Here is an 18889-nt window from a genome sequence, read left to right on the forward strand (position 1 = left end):
GCGAAATGGTTGATATGACAAAAACTACCACCGAGAAAAAACTCACTCCGGGTGATATTCGTGGCGTGTTCATCCGTTCTAACCTGTTTCAGGGTTCATGGAACTTCGAACGTATGCAGGCGCTGGGCTTCTGCTTCTCCATGGTGCCGGCGATCAAGCGCCTGTACCCGGAAAATAACGAAGCGCGCCGTCAGGCGATCAAGCGTCACCTGGAATTCTTTAACACCCATCCTTACGTAGCGGCTCCGGTTCTGGGCGTAACGCTGGCGATGGAAGAACAGCGTGCGAACGGCGCAGAGATTGACGACGGTGCCATCAACGGTATCAAAGTCGGCCTGATGGGTCCGCTGGCCGGTGTCGGTGACCCAATCTTCTGGGGTACCGTGCGTCCGGTCTTCGCGGCGCTGGGTGCCGGTATCGCGATGAGCGGCAGCCTGCTTGGCCCGCTGCTGTTCTTCATCCTGTTCAACGCCGTGCGCCTGCTGACCCGTTACTACGGTGTGGCCTACGGCTACCGTAAAGGGGTGGACATCGTTAAGGACATGGGCGGCGGCTTCCTGCAGAAACTGACAGAGGGGGCGTCAATCCTCGGCCTGTTTGTCATGGGGGCGCTGGTTAACAAGTGGACGCACGTGAACATCCCGCTGGTGGTATCGACCATCACCGGTCAGGATGGTCAGACGCGCGTCACCACCGTGCAGACGATTCTGGACCAGCTGATGCCGGGCCTGGTACCGCTGCTGTTGACCTTCGCCTGCATGTGGCTGCTGCGTAAGAAAGTGAACCCGCTGTGGATTATCGTTGGCTTCTTCGTCATCGGTATCGCGGGCTACGCAGTCGGCCTGCTGGGTCTGTAAGTTTCAATGCTATAGGCCGGGGGCTTGCCCCCGGTTTTTTTATCTGGAGGATGAATGACTGTCACGGACATCGTACTGGTTTTATTTACTGCTGCCCTTCTGGCTTACGCTATCTATGACGAGTTCATCATGCCCCGCCGTCACGGCGAGACGCTGCTCTCCCTTCCCCTTCTGCGACGCGGGCGCGTAGATGCGTTTATCTTCGCGGGTCTCATCGTTATTCTTATTTACAATAACGTCACTAGCCATGGTGCAATATTAACCACATGGTTATTATGTGCGCTGGCATTAATGGCGGTTTATCTGTTCTGGATCCGCACGCCGAAAATCATTTTTAAATCCCGCGGATTTTTCTTCGCCAATGTGTGGATAGAATATAACCGTATTAAAGAGATGAATTTATCCGAAGACGGTGTGCTGGTGATGCAATTAGAACAACGCCGCCTGCTTATTCGGGTGAAGAATATTGACGATCTGGAAAAAATATACAGCTTACTTCTTAAAACTCAATGACTTGCATATATAGCAATGGCTATATTCTGTGTTTATCTTGCGCAAGAAATATAGCCAAAGCTATATCCTTTTCGTTAATTTGCTCTCTATTTTTTAACGATAATTTCACGCTTAAAGACAAATGAAAATCGTTATCAACAAGTATTTTAAATAATGCTTCTCCATTGTTGTTTTATATTCTCAAAATATGTTAAGGTTGCGCCCGTCGTTGGGGAGTAGCCGATTTCCTGCTCGCAGGAAATGTACGTGTCAACATACTCGTTGAAAAACGTGGCGCGTACGGATCGCTGACAGCACATCTTATGTGCGGCGCGATCAGGCGAGACCATAGATACATCAACTGCTGTTTACTGGGGGCAGTGATGTGTCATATGGATATCCCCGGTCTGGACGCTGTTATGAATATCTCCGCTACGATCCTCCTCGCTTTTGGCATGTCCATGGACGCTTTTGCGGCTTCCATCGGAAAAGGCGCCACGCTCCACAAACCTAAGTTCTCAGAAGCCCTGCGTACCGGCCTTATTTTTGGCGCTATCGAAACGCTGACGCCGCTTATCGGCTGGGGACTTGGCATGCTTGCCAGCCAGTTCGTGCTGGAGTGGAACCACTGGATTGCCTTCGTACTGCTGGTGTTTCTCGGTGGCCGAATGGTGATTGAAGGTTTTCGCGGCGGTGATGATGAAGACGAGGAGCCGCTGCACCGCCACGGGTTCTGGCTGCTGGTCACCACGGCGATTGCCACCAGCCTTGATGCAATGGCCGTCGGCGTCGGTCTGGCATTCCTGCAGGTCAATATTATCGCCACCGCGTTGGCCATCGGCTGCGCAACGCTGATCATGTCCACGCTGGGCATGATGGTCGGACGGTTTATCGGCCCGCTGCTGGGTAAACGCGCCGAGATCCTGGGGGGAATTGTGCTGATTGGCATTGGAGCCCAGATCCTCTGGGCACACTTCGCCGGTTAATCTTCGCGCTGCCAGACGTGGATACTGAAATCCGTCTGGCAGTTAAATATTGATTGTACAGCTAACGCTTCCCACACTTCCGGTTTTGCCCGCCACGCGAACGGCGTCATCTGCAGCAGCGCGGTTGCTTCTTCCCCTTTCAGCTTCATTTCATACGCTACGGTTTGCTCCTGCTTAAGGGTAAAACCGGCCAGTTGTTCAGAATGAGGTGCATGCAGACGCACTTCGTCGTAGATCAGCCCTTTCAGCTCCATCAGATGACGCGGGCCCGGCGTCACGGTGACGACCCATCCGCCCGGTTTCACCACGCGAGCCAGCTCTTCCGCCTTGCAGGGCGCGTAAATGCGGATAACCGCATCCATGCTGGCATCGTCAAACGGCAGCCGGTGGCTGGATGCCACGCAGAACGTCACGTCAGCGTAACGCTTTGCCGCCGCGCGAATGGCCACTTTCGACACGTCCAGACCGAATGTCAACGCGCCCTTCTCACGGGCGATCTGGGCAAACCGTGCGGTGTAGTACCCTTCCCCGCAGCCGATATCGAGCATGACGGTGGCTGAACCCGGCAGGATGTCATTCAGCATCTGCGCGACGGTCTCCCGCAGCGGCAGATAGTGCCCGGCATCCAGAAACGCACGACGCGCCTGCATCATCTCTGCACTGTCGCCTGGATCGCGGGAGCGCTTATGCTGCACCGGCAGAAGATTCACGTAGCCTTCTTTTGCCATATCAAACTGATGCCCCTGCGGACAGGTATAGCTTTTATCTGAATGCGTCAGGGGGGCGTGGCAAAGGGGACAGCTGAAGGACATGGTGACTCCGGAGCATAATCAAAGGGCGAAGTGTACCGCTATTCGCCCTGGTTATAAACGCCCGGTTAACGCATAACGATAAGGTGGTCGGAACCCGCCGGTAACCCGTCAGGTTTTACATTCTCCAGACGCAGCACGTTACCCATAATCTCGCTGAAGACAGGCGCGGAAACGGCACCGCCGTAGTAGGCGCCATTTTGCGGATCGTTAATCACCACCACCAGAGCGAAGCGCGGATCGCTGGCGGGCGCAACGCCGGCCGTATAGGCGACGTATTTATCGACGTACTTTCCGCTGTCGTCAATTTTCTTCGCCGTACCGGTTTTCACCGCCACCCGGTAATCACGAACGGCGGCCTTAACGCCCCCGCCGCCGGGCAGCGCAACGCTCTCCATCATGTGTTCCACCTCGTGTGCGATCTCTTCCGGCATGACGCGGTGCCCGATAACGGGTGGATCGATACGCGTAATCGAGAGAGGTCGCTCGAGCCCGAAGCCGCCAATCGTGGCGTAGACGTGCGCCAGCTGGAGCGGCGTCACCATCAGCCCGTAGCCGAAGGCAAAGGTCGCACGATCGAGCTGGCTCCAGTATTTACGATTTGGCAACAGCCCCGCGCTCTCGCCCGTTAAGCCAAGCCCAGTATTCGTGCCAAACCCAAAGTTTCGATAGGTATCAATAAGATGCTGGACAGGCATTGCCAGGGACAGTCGGGACACGCCGGTGTCGCTCGATTTTTGCAGGATCCCGGTCATCGTCAGTTCAGGATAATAGCCCACGTCGCGGATACGATGCCCGTCAAGGGTATACGGGTGAGTGTCAATCACGCTGTCTGGCTGGACCAGGCCCTGCTGCAGGGCCGTCATCAGCACCAGCGGCTTGACTGTCGAACCGGGCTCGAACGTATCGCTGATGGCGCGATTGCGGAAATCGTTTATCGTCGCGCCTTCCCGATTATTGGGGTTGAAATCCGGATAGCTCGCCATGGCGAGTATTTCCCCGGTTGGAATATTAATTAGCACCGATGCACCAGACTCGGCCTTGTTCCAGGCCACGGCATTATCGAGCGCATCTTCGGTGATGGTTTGCAGCCGCTCGTCGATACTTAACTGGATGTTATGCGCCGGTGCAGGCGCCACTTCCGTCAGGTTTTCAACCACGCGACCGTATCGGTCTTCCCTTACCTGCCGCACACCCGGCTTACCGGTCAGCTGAGCGTTAAAGCTTTTTTCCACGCCTTCAATGCCCTGCCCGTCAATATTGGTGAAGCCAATCAGGTTCGCTGCCACATGGCCGGCAGGATAAAAACGGCGTGACTCGTCGCGTAAATTGATGCCGGGCAGATTCAGCTTATCGATCCACTTCGCCTGAGCAGGATCGACCTGACGGGCAAGATAAATAAAACGCCCCTGCGGGTTGGCGTTGATTCGCGCCGAAAGTGTGCCCAGGGAGAGATGCAGCGCATTTGCCAACGCCTGCCAGCGTTCATCAACGCCAACGCCCCCTTTTGCCAGCACCGTTTTAGGGTCGGCCCAGACGGCCCGGACGGGCACGCTCACCGCCAGGGGGCGACCTTCGCGATCCATTATCATGCCCCGCGGCGCATCAATCGCCAGCTGGCGGAGGGAACGCATATCTTCCTGCTTCACCAGATTGTCAGGCTTGATGATTTGCAGCCAGGCAACGCGGCCCAGCAAAAAAGCCAGACTACAAAAAATAGCTAAACAGAGCAGCACAAACCGCGCCGGCGTGAAATTGCCAGCGGTCGTTATCAATTTCTTCTTCACCTGAACCCCAGGACTGTTAAACAACGCCCTGATTTAACGGGAAAAGATGGGGTTAAGGTGGCAAAACAGTGCTACTAACCTCGCAGCTTTGCAACAAGTTACTAACAAGACCGCAAATGGTAATATTTTGAAAGATAAAGGACATAAAAAAGCCCCGCGTTATGCGAGGCTTTATGTCTGAGATTGAAGTGCTAAGCGCTTCAGTCAGCAGCGGTTCGATCAGATAGCAGTTACGTTAACTGCAGCTGGGCCTTTCTGGCCGTCCTGAATTTCGAACTCAACGTTCTGGCCTTCAGCCAGAGTTTTGAAGCCGTTACCCTGGATTGCAGAGAAGTGTACGAACACGTCTTTGCTGCCGTCAGCAGGAGTAATGAAACCAAAACCTTTAGACTCGTTGAACCACTTAACTTGACCTTTAATCTTTGCCATTTTGCAAAATTCCTTAGAGTGTTTTCTTAGCCCGCAGGCATTAACTGAGATAAAACTGAGACATTACTGCATGAGGCACTAATATAAGGTTCGGCAGAGAAGCGGTATTCAACGACAACGTGTTTACTCAGGACTTCTTTACTGAAAATGCCACACATAAACAGAACTGTACCTCGTTTGACCCAAAACGTGTTATCACACACTATGTTTAATATGGCAAGCCATTTTTAAACATGTCTCGATCCGCCGCACAAATTCGAACAGTGCCTGTCAGGTTTTGCACAATTATGCGCATCACTTACAGACAGCTCTGCTGCGTAACAAAGACCCAGCGTTGCTTTCACAAGCGCTGTAATCTAAGACTTTTTTAACATAGCTCAATCATTACGAAGCGTCCAGCAACCGGGAAAAGAAATCTTACGTCCTGATTGAGTTAGAACAATTTGTGAAAACTTATGCTTAAATCATTGTAACGCGACCAAATTGTTTCAGACAAAAAACACTGTTAATAACCCGCGCCGACCTGTATTAAAATGCACCAACTAATAAACAGTGTTATGCACCAAAATAATGAAATTTTTATGACTCTGCATCAAAAGAAGGCAAGCAAAACGTTTCGATAAAAATAAAACATTCCTGAACGCGTTTACAGACAGAATATATGCACTACGTTATCGCTTCGTTTATAAGGATAAATATTCACCAACTTTCAGTATCCTGAAAGAATGATTAACTGGTGCTAAATTATCTAGCGCGTCAGTTAACTCCCGCACAGGTTCATCCAGGGATTCATCTGCCAGTTCAAACACGCCCCAGTGAATGGGAAACGCCAGAGGGCAGCCCAGCTGCTGCCACAATGCCACCGCAGATTGCGGATCCATATGATGGACAGCCATGAACCAGCGTGGGGCATAGGCTCCAATCGGTAACGCGGCAGCATCTATATGGCCCAGACGTTCAGGTATCAACAGCAGCTCTGGCGAATACCCCGTATCTCCGCTGAACCAGAAACGATGATGTCGACCTTCCATAACCCAGCCGCACCATAATGAGCGATTGCGGTTCCATGGCGTGCGCATACTCCAGTGCTGTGCCGGTACGGCGGTTAGCGTCATCCCCTGCCAGGTGAAGCTCTGCCACCAGTCGAGCTCAACCACGCGTTTTGCCCCCCGGCGGCGAAACCAGCCGGCCAGGCCCAGCGGAACAAAAAAACTGACCTCGGGGAAGCGTTTGAGAATACGGCGAATGGTCGCGTCATCAAGATGATCGTAATGATTATGGGAGATGACGACCGCATCAAGCTGATGGAGTTGATCGACTGACAGCGCGGGAGGCGTTTTGCGCTGTGGTCCCAGGAAAGGGAGTGGAGAAGCGCGCCGTGAAAAAACCGGATCGGTAAGGATGATATTGCCGTCCAGCTGCAGCATCACGCTGGCGTGTCCCAGCCACCATACCCCATCTTCATGAGGTTGCGTAAGCTCAACCGGTTGCCACCACTGTTGGATAAAGTCTTCATAACCCAGCGCGGGTGGCTTCGGTAAACCGGCCTCTTTACGGGCTTTGCGCCAACGGTCAAGGTCGCCGGGTTGATGTCCAACAGGATCGGTATTACGAAAACCATTCGGAGTGTGATGTTTCAGGGAGGGGTCATACCAGGGATTTTTCCAGACCACAGCCACCTCCCGGACAAAAGATTAACGCTCAGCCACCAGGCGGATAAAGTCGTCTTCGTCTTTGTTATCTTCAGCGACCGCGTCTTTCGGCGCGTCTTTTTCTTCCGGTTCGTTAGCCTCACACAGACGGCGCAGCAGCGCATTCTGACGTTTTTGCTGATCGAGCAGCGCTTCCAGCAGTTCAATCTGCTCGTTAGTACGGGAACTGGCGCGGTTCACGAAAAACCAAATGACCAGGCCCACAAGCAGAACAACCAAAGAAATCATCAGGGATGCCATATTCAGCAGCCCTGAATTCAGTAACTCACCCATTTCACCACCTCAATAAAAACGTCTATTTTACCACTGGCGCGAAGGAAGGAAATCACCTTGAGAAAAAATGCGTATTACCACGGAATAAACTTATTGATTGCGCAAACGCCGCTAAAAAACTGTACATCCTGATCGCACATCACGTTGATCGTCTGCGTCCATAACACCACGCACGCTATCAGCACGATAATCAGAATTACCCAGCGTATTTTTTTCACTCCACACTCCGTCTAAAAACCTGATGTAACGAGGTTATCACGCTTATCTTAAACAAGGACTAACTGTACCGCCATCGCGCTTTTTTTCAGAATCCTGCACTTGTTTCATCGTGTAAACCGTTTACGCTAGCTTTATGATAACAACGACAAAAGAGGTTAATGATGCGCTTCATCATTCGAACAATTATTGCGCTGGCCATCGTCTGGATTGGCCTTCTGCTCACGGGTTACGGTGTGCTCGTGGGAAGCACCGAGAACGCAGCCGGGTTAGGGATTCAATGTAAATATTTAACAGCACAGGGCGCGAGCACTGCGCAATATTTGCATACTGACAGCGGGATCGTTGGCTTGACCCACTGTCCGGTCCTGCGTAAGACATCCGTCGTGATTGATAATGGCTAATCGGCCGGTGAAATGACTGGCAAAAAAAACGCCGCAACAGATGCGGCGTTTTTTTATACGAGCAGAGGTTAAAACGGGTAGTCGTGGTAACCCATCTGTTCAGAAATCTTACGTGCGGCAGTGTGCAGAATAGCCACATATTCATGCAGGCGCTCTTCGGAGAAGCGTAAGGTCGGGAAGGAGATACTCAAGCCCGCGATCACAACCCCAAAGCGGTCAAATACCGGAACGCCGATGCAGCGCAGCCCTTCTTCCTGCTCCTCGTTATCTTCGCCATACCCCTGTTCGCGTACGCGATCGAGCACCGTTAACAGCGCGTCCGTGCTGGTAATGGTTCGTGAGGTACTTTGCTTGTATTCCACGCCTTCGAGGATCTGCTTCACTTCTTCACGATCGCGCCACGCCAGCAGAACCTTACCAATCGCGGTGCTGTAGAGCGGGTTGCGACGACCAATGCGCGAATACATGCGCAAATTGTACATGGAGTCGATTTTATGGATGTACACAATGCTGTCTTCATCCAACGCGCCGAGATGGATGGTCTCTTTGGTCAGGCGAGAGATTTCACGCATCTGAATATCAGCGCTGCGGATCAGGTCAACATTTTGTAGCGCACGGGCGCCCAGCTCAAACAGCTTCAGCGTCAGAGAGTATTTTTCAGATTCGCCTTCCTGGGCTACGTAGCCCAGCGACTTCATGGTTTGCAAAAAGCGATATACGGTGCTTTTAGACATCATCACGCGCTGCGACAACTCTGTAATACCTATTTCACGCTCTTCCCCCAGCGCCTGTAAGATACCAAACACCTTCAGCACGGAAGAAACAGAATCTGGCTGTTTATCCAAATCCGCAATAGCCATTTACCACCTCATAGAGAGTGTTTTATAAAAATCAGAACCGGTTTTTATTATAAGTTCCCGTCATGTCACCTGCAATCAATCCGCGTTTACTTCGTTACAAATCTGCGACATATCGCGGCTGTAACAATGCTAAAATAGTTACCCTGAGAATAATTTCACGCTGAGCTTTTTTAATCCTAATGGAAAAGACCCTTTCCGATGGCCTGCCTTTACCCCAGCGGTATGGCGCTATAGCGACCATCATTATTGGTATCTCAATGGCCGTCCTTGACGGCGCAATCGCGAACGTTGCCCTGCCAACCATCGCCAGCGACCTGCACGCCTCTCCCGCCAGTTCGATATGGATCGTTAACGCCTATCAGATTGCGATTGTGGTTTCCCTGCTCTCGTTCTCTTTCCTGGGCGATATGTTCGGTTACCGTCGGGTGTATCAATGCGGTCTGGTGGTTTTCACCTTCACGTCGTTGTTATGCGCACTTTCAGATTCACTGCATACCCTGACGCTTGCCCGCATTGCGCAGGGTTTTGGCGGCGCGGCGCTCATGAGCGTAAATACGGCGTTAATCCGCTTAATTTATCCTCAGCGTCATCTGGGGCGCGGCATGGGGATTAACTCGTTCATCGTGGCCGTCTCTTCAGCCGCCGGGCCAACCATAGCGGCGGCGATCCTTTCCGTTGCGTCATGGCAATGGCTGTTTGCTATTAACGTGCCGCTGGGCATTGTCGCTATATTCTTTGCCCTGCGCTTTCTTCCCGCTAACGGTCCCAAAAGCACCATGCCGCGCTTCGATGTGGCGAGTGCGGTGATGAATGCCCTGACCTTTGGCCTGCTGATTACGGCGCTGAGCGGCTTTGCGCAGGGACAGTCCCTGATGCTTACCGGCGCGGAGCTCATCGCCCTGCTGGCGATCGGCTTCTTCTTTGTTCGCCGCCAGCTCACTCTCCCCGTGCCTTTGCTGCCGGTCGATCTGCTGCGTATTCCCCTCTTTTCCCTCTCCATTTGCACGTCCGTCTGCTCGTTCTGCGCCCAGATGCTGGCTCTGGTTTCTCTGCCCTTCTTTCTGCAGAGCGCGATCGGCCGTTCAGAAGTGGAGACCGGCCTGCTGTTAACCCCCTGGCCGCTGGCGACCATGGTGATGGCGCCGCTGGCAGGTTACTTAATTGAACGCGTCCATGCCGGTTTATTGGGAGCGTTGGGGCTGGCGGTGATGGCGACAGGCCTTTTCGCGCTGGCTCTGCTACCGTCCTCGCCAACCGATCTGGACATAATATGGCGCATGATCCTGTGCGGCGCAGGGTTTGGCCTGTTCCAGTCCCCTAACAATCACACCATTATCACCTCCGCGCCGCGCCATCGCAGCGGTGGTGCCAGCGGCATGCTGGGGACCGCGCGCCTTCTGGGACAAAGCAGCGGCGCAGCGCTGGTCGCCCTGATGTTTAACCTCGCCGGACAAAACGGCAACCACGTTGCGCTTCTCACCGCGGGAGCCCTTGCTTCCCTCGCGGCGGTCGTCAGCGGCCTGCGGGTGACCCAGCCCAAAGTTCAGGCATAAAAAAAGCCGGGCGGAGTGTTCTCCTGCCCGGCTTATTAGGGTTCTTAGCGTTACTTCAGGTATTCCCCACTGCGCAGCGCTTCGATACGTTTATCCAGCGGCGGGTGAGACATAAACAGCTCGCTCAGCGATTTGGATTTACCGTTAATGCAGAAGGCCATCATGCTATTCGCTTCCTGCGGCTCATAGCTGGTTTTCAGACGCTGCAGAGCGGCAATCATCTTCTCACGACCAACAAGCTTCGCCGAGCCGGCATCCGCGTGGAATTCACGGTGGCGGGAGAACCACATGGTGATGATGCTGGCCAGAATACCGAATACCAGTTCCAGAACCATCGAAACGGCGAAGTAGATCAGCGGGTTGCCGTTGCTCTCTTCACCTTCGTCACGGTTTCCGCCCATAAAGCCAGCCGCGATCTGCGCCAGAATACGGGAGATGAAGATTACGAAGGTGTTCACCACGCCCTGAATCAGGGTCATGGTCACCATGTCACCGTTGGCGATATGGCTGATTTCGTGGGCAATAACCGCTTCGGCTTCGTCACGGCTCATGTTCTGCAGCAATCCGGTGCTGACGGCAACCAGTGACGCATCGCGACGGGCGCCCGTGGCGAAAGCGTTGATGTCCGGGGCATGGTAAATCGCCACCTGCGGCATGGCGATCCCGGCCTGACGGGATTGCTGAGCAACCGTATCCATCAGCCACTGTTCCATGTCGTTACGCGGCTGTTCAATAACCTCACCACCCACCGATTTCAGTGCCATCCACTTCGACATCAGCAGGGAGATGAACGAGCCACCAAAACCAAACAGCAGCGCCATAATCAACAGACCCTGAACGCTGCTCGACTGAATTCCTGTCAGGCTTAGCACGAGCCCGAAAACCACCATGACCGCCAGGTTGGTGAGCAGGAAGAGCGCGATTCGCATCATAATTTTCTTTTTACCTCAGTTTAACAAAACGCACTATGCGATTACCCACATCGTATGGGTATTGCGGCTATTTTCAAGCATCCGGCGGGCGTAAGTCACCAGAAAGACACAACTTTACACAATTGGAAATCTGGCTGACGGAAGGATGAAGAACAAAAAGAAACAGGCACAATTCCTTGTGCCTGTTGGGTGATTATTTTGCCGGAGCGGGCTGTACGGCAGGTTTCTCTTTTTCCTGATTCGCCAGGTCGAGAGCGATATGCACCGTCTCGTCCAGATACGGATCCGGCTCCTGGTAATCTTTTGGCAGATCGTCCAGTTTTTTGAGCAGAGGCTTACCTTCGCGCTTGAAGCGATCGTTGATACGCGCCAGGCGGGTTGCATCGTCTTCGTTATTCTCTTTCTCACGCTGTGCGTAGTTCAGAGAAACGATATTCCGCTTATCTTTCAGGGCATTGAATCGTGCAATGTCCTTCATGATGTACTGGAACTCCGGATCTTTCGCGATGCGGTCGTTATGCGCTTTCAGCAGTTCAGGGCCAAATTGCGTCATATCACCCGCTTTCACGTAGGTCGCGGCATTGATGCTGTCCCACGGCAAGGCGTTATCTTCAAACTTCTCGCCGGTTTCGGTCTCTTCCGTGCCTGTCGGCATCATGATGTCCGGCGTTACGCCCTTACGCTGCGTACTGCCACCGTTCACGCGGTAGAATTTCTGAATGGTGTACTGAACCGAGCCCAGCGCAGGCCATTCCGGACGCAGCATCTGATCGTAAATACGATTCAGAGAGCGATACTGCTGAACGGTGCCTTTCCCGAAGGTTGGCTCACCGACGATCAGCGCGCGGCCATAGTCCTGCATTGCAGCGGCAAAGATTTCAGACGCGGAAGCACTGAAGCGGTCAACCAGGACCACCAGCGGGCCTTTGTAGTAGACCACACCGTCGTTGTCGGCATCTTCACGCACTTTACCGTTGTTATCGCGCACCTGAACCACCGGACCAGATGGAATGAACAGACCGGAGAGTGAAACCGCTTCCGTCAGCGCCCCGCCGCCGTTACTGCGCAGGTCGATGATAATGCTGCTGACGTTCTGCTTTTCAAGCTTCTGCAGCTGAACCTTCACATCGTCAGTCAGGCCCACGTAGAAGCCAGGAATATCCAGAACGCCTACCTTCTCTTTACCCACGGTTTTCACCGACATTTTCACCGCGCGGTCTTCCAGACGGATACGCTCGCGGGTCAGGGTAACGATACGGGTTTTGGTGCCTTTACCGGCAGGCAGAATTTCCAGACGAACCTTGCTGCCTTTCGGACCTTTGATCAGCGCAACCACGTCATCGAGACGCCAGCCGATCACGTCGACCATGTTCTGGCCTGTTTGTCCTACACCCACAATGCGATCGCCTACGCTAATCGCTTTGCTTTTGGATGCCGGGCCACCCGCGACCATGGAATTGATCACCGTGTAATCATCATCCATCTGCAGCACCGCGCCGATACCTTCCAGAGACAGGCTCATCTCGGTATTGAACTGTTCGGTGTTGCGTGGAGAGAGATAGTTGGTATGCGGATCGATTTCGTGCGCAAAGGCGGTCATCGCGAGTGAGAAAACATCCTCACTGTTGGTTTGCGCCAGACGACGAATGGCGAATTTATAACGACGCGTCAGCGTGTCACGGATCTCTTTTTCGTCTTTGCCGGTCAGCTTAAGACTCAGTTCGTCGTATTTAACTTTACCGTCCCACAGCGCATTCAACTCGGCTTCGTCTTTCGGCCAGGGTGCTTTACTGCGATCCAGATTAAAGGTGTCAGTACCGGTGAAGTCCATCGGACGTTCCAGCACTTTCAGCGCGTACTGATAGCGTTCAAAGCGGCGCTTTTGCGACAGGTTGTAGAGATCGTAGAACAGATCCAGCTTGCCAGAACGCAACTCGTCACCCACCTCGGATTTGCGCTTAGCGAACTGCTCGACATCGCTGGCGAGCAAAACGTTATGGCTGTAATCCAGCAAGTTCAGATAGCGGTCAAAGATTTTGGCCGAAAAGGCCTGATCGAGATCGAACTGACGATAGTGCGAGCGGGTAAAACGTGAGGTCACGCGCTCGCTCACCGTCGCGTGCTGCGTCTCTTCCTTGAGAACCGGAATTTGATCAACACGCGTGATATCGTCCACTGCAAAAGCGTGACCTGTTATGGCAAACAGGCCCGCCAGCGCGGTGAGCTTAAAAAAAGTGTTCATGCCAGGCTTGGCCTCCGTTTCAGAACAACAAGTGTTCTGCGCGTACAATCATTGACATACCAGAAGTCAGCTGTACACGAACGCCATCTTTGGTGATTTCCAGTACGGTGGCGTCCATAGCATTGTTACCCGCTTTTACCTTCAGCGCCTGACCTACGCTCAGGGCGTTAATGTCAGAAACCGGCGTATGGCGCGGCTCTTCACGAGGGGCACGCGGGGCTTTTGCTGCTGGTTTGTCTGCACGCGGTTTGCGATCGTTATTATCGTGACGGCGCGGCGCAGGGCGTGGTTTACGCTCACGACGAGGCGCTTCTTCCTGGCCGTTTGCCGCTGCGGCTTCGCGTTTTTTCGCCTGCTGTTCTGCACGTTGTGCCTGAACGCGTGCTTTGGCTTCTTCAAGCTGCTTACGCGCGTGCTCAACGTGCTGCTCGTCCAGTTCACCACACGGGTTGCCGTCGAGATCCACGCGGGTCGCGCCAGGTTTGATACCGTACAGGTAGCGCCAGCTCGAAGTATAAAGACGTAAGGCGGAACGCAGCTGAGTTTTGCTGAGGTTCATTTCCCCTTCAACACGCGCCACCAGATCCTGAAAAATACCGACTTTCAGGGGACGAGCTTCACCTTCCGCGCTGAAGCACTGCGGGAAACGCTCGGCCAGAAATGCGATAACTTCTTTACTGCTATTCAACTTAGGTTGATTTTCCATGAAATTTCCTGATTACAACGGACGTTGCCAACAAGCGCAGGCATGAACAGGCGTCATTATAATGACGCTATCAGTAAATGCTACGTTATCCGTTGATTATCCTGCGACGCTCGCAAAGAATTTTTGATAATCGGTTGCAGCGAGTACGTTTTCCAGATTCGCCACCAGCTCGCGCAGCCCCTGTTCGTCCTCGGTTGTAAAGCGACTGAAGACCGTACTGTCGATATCCAGAACGCCAATAATCTGATTTTTGAGCACCAGCGGCAGAACGATTTCAGAATTACTGGCGGCATCACAGGCAATGTGCCCGTCAAACGCATGAACGTCTTCCACACGCTGGACCTGATTTTCGGCCACCGCCGTGCCGCATACGCCACGCCCTACCGGAATACGCACGCAGGCCAGTTTGCCCTGGAACGGGCCGAGCACCAGCGTTTCACCTTCCAGGAGGTAAAAGCCGGCCCAGTTCACGTCAGAGAGACGTTCAAACAGCAATGCGCTAGTATTTGCCAGAGTGGCTAAGAAGCTGGTCTCACCCGCCATCAATGCCTTAAAATCGCGGTTCAGATCCGCGTAGAATTCTGTTTTGTTCATTATTCAATCACTTAGTTGTCTTACAAATTTACCGCATAGCCTATTAAAATAAGCATTAAATGCGCTCATGCTCAAGATGAATCCGTTCATGAGTTATTATAACTTTCAACAATACTTATTTGTGCGCAGCTGATGGCCTTAAAAACAACCAAAATTACGCCGACAAGAAAGATAACTGTCCATACGGTGAGCGAAGCTTTGCCACGTGCACATTATCAGCGTTGCCCCCAGTGCGATACGCTTTTTATGTTGCCGAAGATGAAATCGCACCAAAGTGCCTTTTGTCCCCGCTGCGACGCCAAAATTCGCGACGGCCGCGACTGGTCGCTCACCCGCCTCGCCGCCATGGCCGTCACCATGCTGCTGCTGATGCCCTTCGCCTGGAGCGAACCGCTGCTGAAACTCTACCTGCTTGGCGTACGCATTGACGCCAACGTGCTGCAGGGTATCTGGCAGATGACCCGTCAGGGCGATCCCATCACCGCTGCCATGGTGCTTTTCTGCACCGTTGGTGCGCCGCTGGTGCTGGTCGCCGCCATTGCGTATCTGTGGTTTGGCAATATTCTCGGCATGAACCTTCGCCCGGTTCTGCTGATGCTGGATAAGCTCAAAGAGTGGGTGATGCTGGATATTTATCTGGTGGGCGTGGGCGTTGCGTCAATAAAGGTGCAGGACTACGCCTTTTTGCAGCCCGGCATCGGACTTTTTGCTTTCATCAGCCTGGTATTGCTGAGCATCCTGACGCTGATCCACCTGAACGTTGAACAGCTCTGGGAGCGATTTTACCCTCAGCGCCCCGCCACGCGTCCTGATGAAAATCTACGCGTTTGTCTGGGATGCCACTATACCGGCTTGCCCGACGCGCGTGGGCGCTGCCCGCGGTGTCACATTCCGTTGAGACTGCGGCGCAACAACAGCCTGCAAAAATGCTGGGCCGCGCTGATCGCCTCCCTGGTGTTTCTGATCCCAGCCAATATGCTGCCGATCTCCATCATTTACGTGAATGGCGGGCGTCAGGAGGATACTATCCTCTCCGGGATTATCTCCCTTGCGCACAGCAACGTCGGGGTGGCGGCGATCGTCTTTATTGCCAGTATCCTGGTTCCCTTTACCAAAGTGGTGGTGATGTTTACCCTGCTCATCAGCATTCACTTTAAATGTGAACAAGGCTTACGGACCCGCATTCTGCTGCTGCGGTTCGTCACCTGGATTGGCCGCTGGTCAATGTTAGATCTGTTCGTGATTTCGCTGATGATGTCGCTCATCAATCGCGACCAGCTACTTGCTTTTACAATGGGACCCGCGGCTTTTTATTTCGGCTCTGCGGTGATATTGACTATTCTTGCTGTGGAATGGCTGGATAGCCGCTTACTTTGGGATGCACATGAGTCAGGAAACCCCCGCTTCGCCGACTGAAGCGAGAATTAAAACAAAACGCCGCATTTCGCCATTCTGGTTGCTGCCCGTCATCGCCCTGATGATTGCAGGCTGGCTGATCTGGACGAGCTATGAAGATCGCGGGAGTACCGTCACCATTGATTTCCAGACCGCCGACGGCATCGTCGCCGGGCGAACGCCCGTTCGCTTCCAGGGGGTTGAAGTGGGTACGGTTCAGGACATCTCCCTTGGAAAAGGGCTGAACAAGATTCAGGTGCGGGTCAGTATTAAATCTGACATGCAGGATGCCCTGCGCAGCGAAACGCAGTTCTGGCTGGTCACGCCAAAAGCGTCTCTGGCCGGCGTGTCAGGGCTGGATGCGCTCGTGGGCGGTAACTATATCGGCATGATGCCGGGTAAAGGAGAGCCGCAGGATCACTTTGTTGCCCTGGATACACAGCCCAAGTACCGCCTCAACAACGGCGATTTAATGATTCATCTGCAGGCGCCGGATCTCGGTTCTCTGAACAGCGGTTCGCTGGTCTATTTCCGCAAAATCCCGGTTGGCCGCGTGTACGATTACGCGATCAACCCGAATAAACAGGGCGTCACCATCGACGTGCTGATCGAGCGTCGCTTCACCAATCTGGTGAAAAAAGGCAGCCGCTTCTGGAACGTTTCCGGCGTGGATGCGGACCTCAGCCTGAGCGGTGCGAAAGTGAAGCTGGAGAGTCTGGCCGCGCTGGTAAATGGTGCCATTGCCTTTGACTCCCCGGAAAACTCAAGCCCTGCCACCGCGGATGACTCATTTGGATTGTACGCTGACCTGGCGCACAGCCAGCGCGGCGTGATCGTCAAACTCGCTCTGCCCGATGCTAAGGGGCTAAAAGCGGGTTCAACGCCGCTGATGTATCAGGGGTTGCAGGTTGGTCAGCTCACCAAAATGACGCTCAACCCGGGCGGCTCGGTCACAGGAGAAATGACTGTCGACCCGAGCGTGGTCGACCTCCTGCGCGAGAAAACGCGTATCGAAATGCGCAGTCCAAAGCTCTCCCTGAACGATGCCAGCCTCAGCACGCTGTTGACCGGCAATACGTTTGAGCTCATCCCCGGCGAAGGTGAGCCCAGCAATAGCTTCGTGATTGCCCCGGCGGATAAATCCCTGCTGCAAAAGCCGGGCGTAGTGACCGTCACGCTGAATGCGCCAGAAAGTTACGGAATCGAAGCCGGCCAGCCGTTAATTTTACACGGCGTGCAGGTCGGCCAGGTGCTGGAGCGTAAGCTCTCCGCGAATGGCGTGACCTTCTCGGTCGCCATCGATCCGCAGTACAGCGACCTGGTGCACGGTGACAGCAAATTCGTGGTGAACAGTCGCGTCGATGTGAAGGTGGGACTGGACGGCGTGGAATTCCTCGGCGCCAGCGCCAGCGAATGGGTTAACGGCGGCATCCGCATTCTGCCCGGTGATAAAGGCCCCGTTCGCGACAGCTATCCGCTGTATGCCAACCTGGAGAAAGCGGTTGAAAACAGCCTGAGCGATCTCCCTACCACCACGCTGACATTAAGCGCCGAGACGCTGCCGGACGTACAGGCAGGATCCGTGGTGCTGTATCGCAAGTTTGAAGTTGGGGAAGTGATCGCCGTTCGCCCGCGTGCGGACGCGTTTGATATCGAACTGCATATCAAGCCGGAGTACCGCAAGCTGCTGACGCCAAACAGCGTCTTCTGGGCCGAAGGCGGCGCGAAAGTTCAGCTTAACGGTAACGGGCTGACCGTGCAGGCCTCCCCGCTCTCACGCGCGCTGCGCGGCGCGATAAGCTTCGATAATCTCAGCGGCGCGGGGGCGAATCTGCGTAAAGGCGATAAGCGTATTCTCTTCCCGTCCGAAACCGCCGCACGCGCCGTGGGTGGACAGATTACCCTGCACGCGTTTGATGCCGGTAAGCTGGCGGAAGGCATGCCAATCCGCTATCTGGGCATTGATATTGGACAAATCCAGAAGCTGACGCTGATTACCTCGCGCAACGAGGTGCAGGCCACCGCCGTGCTGTACCCGGAATATGTGCAGACCTTCGCCCGCACGGGTTCGCGCTTCTCGGTGGTGACGCCGCAGATCTCGGCCGCGGGCGTTGAGCATCTCGACACCATTTTGCAGCCGTACATCAACGTTGAGCCGGGCCAGGGCAATGCCCGTCGTGATTTCGAACTGCAGGAAGCCACGATCACCGACTCGCGCTACCTTGGCGGCCTGAGCATCGTGGTGGAAGTGCCGGAAGCGGGCTCGCTGAGCATCGGCACGCCGGTTCTGTTCCGCGGCATTGAAGTGGGTACGGTCACGGGCCTGACGCTCGGTACCCTCTCCGACCGCGTAATGGTGGCGTTACGCATCAGCGAACGCTACCAGCACCTGGTCCGTAATAACTCGGTATTCTGGCTGGCATCCGGCTATTCGCTGGACTTTGGCCTGACGGGAGGCGTGGTGAAAACCGGCACCTTCAACCAGTTCATTCGCGGCGGTATCGCGTTTGCCACGCCGCCGGGCACGCCGCTGGCGCCGAAAGCGCAGCCGGGTAAACACTTCCTGCTGCTCGAAAGCGAACCGAAAGAGTGGCGCGAATGGGGAACCGCCCTGCCGCGTTAATCTGACAGGCTCCGGTGTC

Annotated in this window: 18 protein-coding genes and 1 pseudogene; 7 read left to right on the top strand and 12 right to left on the bottom strand. The window is 54.2% G+C overall.

Annotated elements, in window-relative coordinates; all coding sequences use genetic code 11:
- Positions 1-5 precede the first annotated feature (5 nt).
- From EnteroDNA1_RS05350 to mntP, 3 genes are all read left to right on the top strand, one after another.
- Positions 6-857 (top strand): PTS mannose transporter subunit IID, encoded by an 852-nt coding sequence (locus EnteroDNA1_RS05350; RefSeq protein ID WP_006810994.1) that lies wholly within the window; start codon positions 6-8, stop codon positions 855-857.
- Positions 858-911: 54 nt separating this feature from the next.
- Positions 912-1370 carry a DUF986 family protein gene (locus tag EnteroDNA1_RS05355; RefSeq protein WP_069302995.1) on the top strand — a complete coding sequence of 153 codons (459 nt, stop codon included), beginning with the start codon at positions 912-914 and terminating at the stop codon, positions 1368-1370.
- 398 nt (positions 1371-1768) lie between these two features.
- Positions 1769-2335, top strand: a complete 567-nt coding sequence (gene mntP / locus EnteroDNA1_RS05360) for a manganese efflux pump MntP (RefSeq protein WP_047074362.1) — start codon at positions 1769-1771, stop codon at positions 2333-2335.
- Here mntP and rlmA read toward each other — a convergent pair.
- The 7 genes and pseudogenes from rlmA to mgrB all read right to left on the bottom strand — a co-directional run bounded on the left by rlmA (position 2332) and on the right by mgrB (position 7563).
- Positions 2332-3147, bottom strand: a complete 816-nt coding sequence (gene rlmA, locus EnteroDNA1_RS05365) for a 23S rRNA (guanine(745)-N(1))-methyltransferase (RefSeq protein WP_064672712.1) — start codon at positions 3145-3147, stop codon at positions 2332-2334. The genes mntP and rlmA overlap by 4 nt on opposite strands.
- Before the next feature lie 65 nt (positions 3148-3212).
- Positions 3213-4931 carry a peptidoglycan glycosyltransferase FtsI gene (gene ftsI / locus EnteroDNA1_RS05370; RefSeq protein ID WP_033145830.1) on the bottom strand — a complete coding sequence of 573 codons (1719 nt, stop codon included), beginning with the start codon at positions 4929-4931 and terminating at the stop codon, positions 3213-3215.
- A 219-nt stretch (positions 4932-5150) separates the two neighbouring features.
- Entirely contained in the window at positions 5151-5360 is a 210-nt protein-coding gene (gene cspE, locus EnteroDNA1_RS05375) for a transcription antiterminator/RNA stability regulator CspE (RefSeq protein ID WP_001062678.1), read from the bottom strand.
- A 13-nt stretch (positions 5361-5373) separates the two neighbouring features.
- Positions 5374-5518: pseudogene (locus EnteroDNA1_RS05380) on the bottom strand (DUF2627 domain-containing protein).
- Positions 5519-6043: 525 nt separating this feature from the next.
- Positions 6044-7033, bottom strand: coding sequence for an MBL fold metallo-hydrolase (locus EnteroDNA1_RS05385; protein WP_039263639.1), 990 nt, complete (start codon positions 7031-7033; stop codon positions 6044-6046).
- Positions 7034-7054: 21 nt separating this feature from the next.
- Positions 7055-7345: a YebO family protein gene (locus EnteroDNA1_RS05390; protein ID WP_008500484.1), complete on the bottom strand. Its 291-nt coding sequence runs from the start codon at positions 7343-7345 to the stop codon at positions 7055-7057.
- Between the two features lie 74 nt (positions 7346-7419).
- A complete protein-coding gene (gene mgrB / locus EnteroDNA1_RS05395) occupies positions 7420-7563 on the bottom strand; it encodes a PhoP/PhoQ regulator MgrB (protein WP_006175995.1) in 144 nt (47 codons plus the stop codon).
- 162 nt (positions 7564-7725) lie between these two features.
- Here mgrB and EnteroDNA1_RS05400 point away from each other — a divergent pair, with 162 nt between their 5' ends.
- Positions 7726-7965 carry a YobH family protein gene (locus EnteroDNA1_RS05400; protein ID WP_069302996.1) on the top strand — a complete coding sequence of 80 codons (240 nt, stop codon included), beginning with the start codon at positions 7726-7728 and terminating at the stop codon, positions 7963-7965.
- 68 nt (positions 7966-8033) lie between these two features.
- Here EnteroDNA1_RS05400 and kdgR read toward each other — a convergent pair whose 3' ends face one another.
- The gene (kdgR, locus tag EnteroDNA1_RS05405; protein WP_023312208.1) at positions 8034-8825 is read right to left on the bottom strand and encodes a DNA-binding transcriptional regulator KdgR; all 792 of its coding nucleotides are present in this window, start codon (positions 8823-8825) and stop codon (positions 8034-8036) included.
- A 179-nt stretch (positions 8826-9004) separates the two neighbouring features.
- Here kdgR and EnteroDNA1_RS05410 point away from each other — a divergent pair, with 179 nt between their 5' ends.
- The gene (locus EnteroDNA1_RS05410) at positions 9005-10378 is read left to right on the top strand and encodes an MFS transporter (protein WP_033145833.1); all 1374 of its coding nucleotides are present in this window, start codon (positions 9005-9007) and stop codon (positions 10376-10378) included.
- A 50-nt stretch (positions 10379-10428) separates the two neighbouring features.
- Here EnteroDNA1_RS05410 and htpX read toward each other — a convergent pair whose 3' ends face one another.
- From htpX to EnteroDNA1_RS05430, 4 genes are all read right to left on the bottom strand, one after another.
- Positions 10429-11310, bottom strand: coding sequence for a protease HtpX (gene htpX, locus EnteroDNA1_RS05415; RefSeq protein WP_069302997.1), 882 nt, complete (start codon positions 11308-11310; stop codon positions 10429-10431).
- A 193-nt stretch (positions 11311-11503) separates the two neighbouring features.
- Complete coding sequence (prc, locus tag EnteroDNA1_RS05420; protein ID WP_029741991.1) at positions 11504-13552, bottom strand: carboxy terminal-processing peptidase; 2049 nt, start codon at positions 13550-13552, stop codon at positions 11504-11506.
- A gap of 19 nt (positions 13553-13571) precedes the next feature.
- Positions 13572-14258: an RNA chaperone ProQ gene (gene proQ, locus EnteroDNA1_RS05425; protein ID WP_014884292.1), complete on the bottom strand. Its 687-nt coding sequence runs from the start codon at positions 14256-14258 to the stop codon at positions 13572-13574.
- A 96-nt stretch (positions 14259-14354) separates the two neighbouring features.
- Positions 14355-14852: a GAF domain-containing protein gene (locus tag EnteroDNA1_RS05430; protein ID WP_064672716.1), complete on the bottom strand. Its 498-nt coding sequence runs from the start codon at positions 14850-14852 to the stop codon at positions 14355-14357.
- A 132-nt stretch (positions 14853-14984) separates the two neighbouring features.
- On the opposite strand from EnteroDNA1_RS05430, the gene yebS reads away from it, so the two are divergent.
- Together yebS and EnteroDNA1_RS05440 are read left to right on the top strand one after the other, a co-directional pair.
- The gene (yebS, locus tag EnteroDNA1_RS05435) at positions 14985-16268 is read left to right on the top strand and encodes a membrane integrity lipid transport subunit YebS (protein WP_023312213.1); all 1284 of its coding nucleotides are present in this window, start codon (positions 14985-14987) and stop codon (positions 16266-16268) included.
- A complete protein-coding gene (locus EnteroDNA1_RS05440; protein ID WP_039263642.1) occupies positions 16237-18870 on the top strand; it encodes a PqiB family protein in 2634 nt (877 codons plus the stop codon). The genes yebS and EnteroDNA1_RS05440 overlap by 32 nt, the downstream gene beginning before the upstream one ends.
- Positions 18871-18889 lie beyond the last annotated feature (19 nt).

It is taken from the genome of Enterobacter sp. HK169 (assembly GCF_001719105.1).
Lineage (GTDB): Bacteria > Pseudomonadota > Gammaproteobacteria > Enterobacterales > Enterobacteriaceae > Enterobacter > Enterobacter asburiae_B.

Excerpts from the sequence above, each read along its gene's own strand:
- EnteroDNA1_RS05350 (WP_006810994.1), top strand. The coding sequence starts at position 6 with ATGGTTGATATGACAAAAACTACCACCGAGAAAAAACTCACTCCGGGT.
- EnteroDNA1_RS05355 (WP_069302995.1), top strand. The coding sequence starts at position 912 with ATGACTGTCACGGACATCGTACTGGTTTTATTTACTGCTGCCCTTCTG.
- mntP (WP_047074362.1), top strand. The coding sequence starts at position 1,769 with ATGAATATCTCCGCTACGATCCTCCTCGCTTTTGGCATGTCCATGGAC.
- rlmA (WP_064672712.1), bottom strand. The coding sequence starts at position 3,147 with ATGTCCTTCAGCTGTCCCCTTTGCCACGCCCCCCTGACGCATTCAGAT.
- cspE (WP_001062678.1), bottom strand. The coding sequence starts at position 5,360 with ATGGCAAAGATTAAAGGTCAAGTTAAGTGGTTCAACGAGTCTAAAGGT.
- EnteroDNA1_RS05390 (WP_008500484.1), bottom strand. The coding sequence starts at position 7,345 with ATGGGTGAGTTACTGAATTCAGGGCTGCTGAATATGGCATCCCTGATG.
- EnteroDNA1_RS05400 (WP_069302996.1), top strand. The coding sequence starts at position 7,726 with ATGCGCTTCATCATTCGAACAATTATTGCGCTGGCCATCGTCTGGATT.
- kdgR (WP_023312208.1), bottom strand. The coding sequence starts at position 8,825 with ATGGCTATTGCGGATTTGGATAAACAGCCAGATTCTGTTTCTTCCGTG.
- EnteroDNA1_RS05410 (WP_033145833.1), top strand. The coding sequence starts at position 9,005 with ATGGAAAAGACCCTTTCCGATGGCCTGCCTTTACCCCAGCGGTATGGC.
- htpX (WP_069302997.1), bottom strand. The coding sequence starts at position 11,310 with ATGATGCGAATCGCGCTCTTCCTGCTCACCAACCTGGCGGTCATGGTG.
- prc (WP_029741991.1), bottom strand. The coding sequence starts at position 13,552 with ATGAACACTTTTTTTAAGCTCACCGCGCTGGCGGGCCTGTTTGCCATA.
- proQ (WP_014884292.1), bottom strand. The coding sequence starts at position 14,258 with ATGGAAAATCAACCTAAGTTGAATAGCAGTAAAGAAGTTATCGCATTT.
- EnteroDNA1_RS05430 (WP_064672716.1), bottom strand. The coding sequence starts at position 14,852 with ATGAACAAAACAGAATTCTACGCGGATCTGAACCGCGATTTTAAGGCA.
- yebS (WP_023312213.1), top strand. The coding sequence starts at position 14,985 with ATGGCCTTAAAAACAACCAAAATTACGCCGACAAGAAAGATAACTGTC.
- EnteroDNA1_RS05440 (WP_039263642.1), top strand. The coding sequence starts at position 16,237 with ATGAGTCAGGAAACCCCCGCTTCGCCGACTGAAGCGAGAATTAAAACA.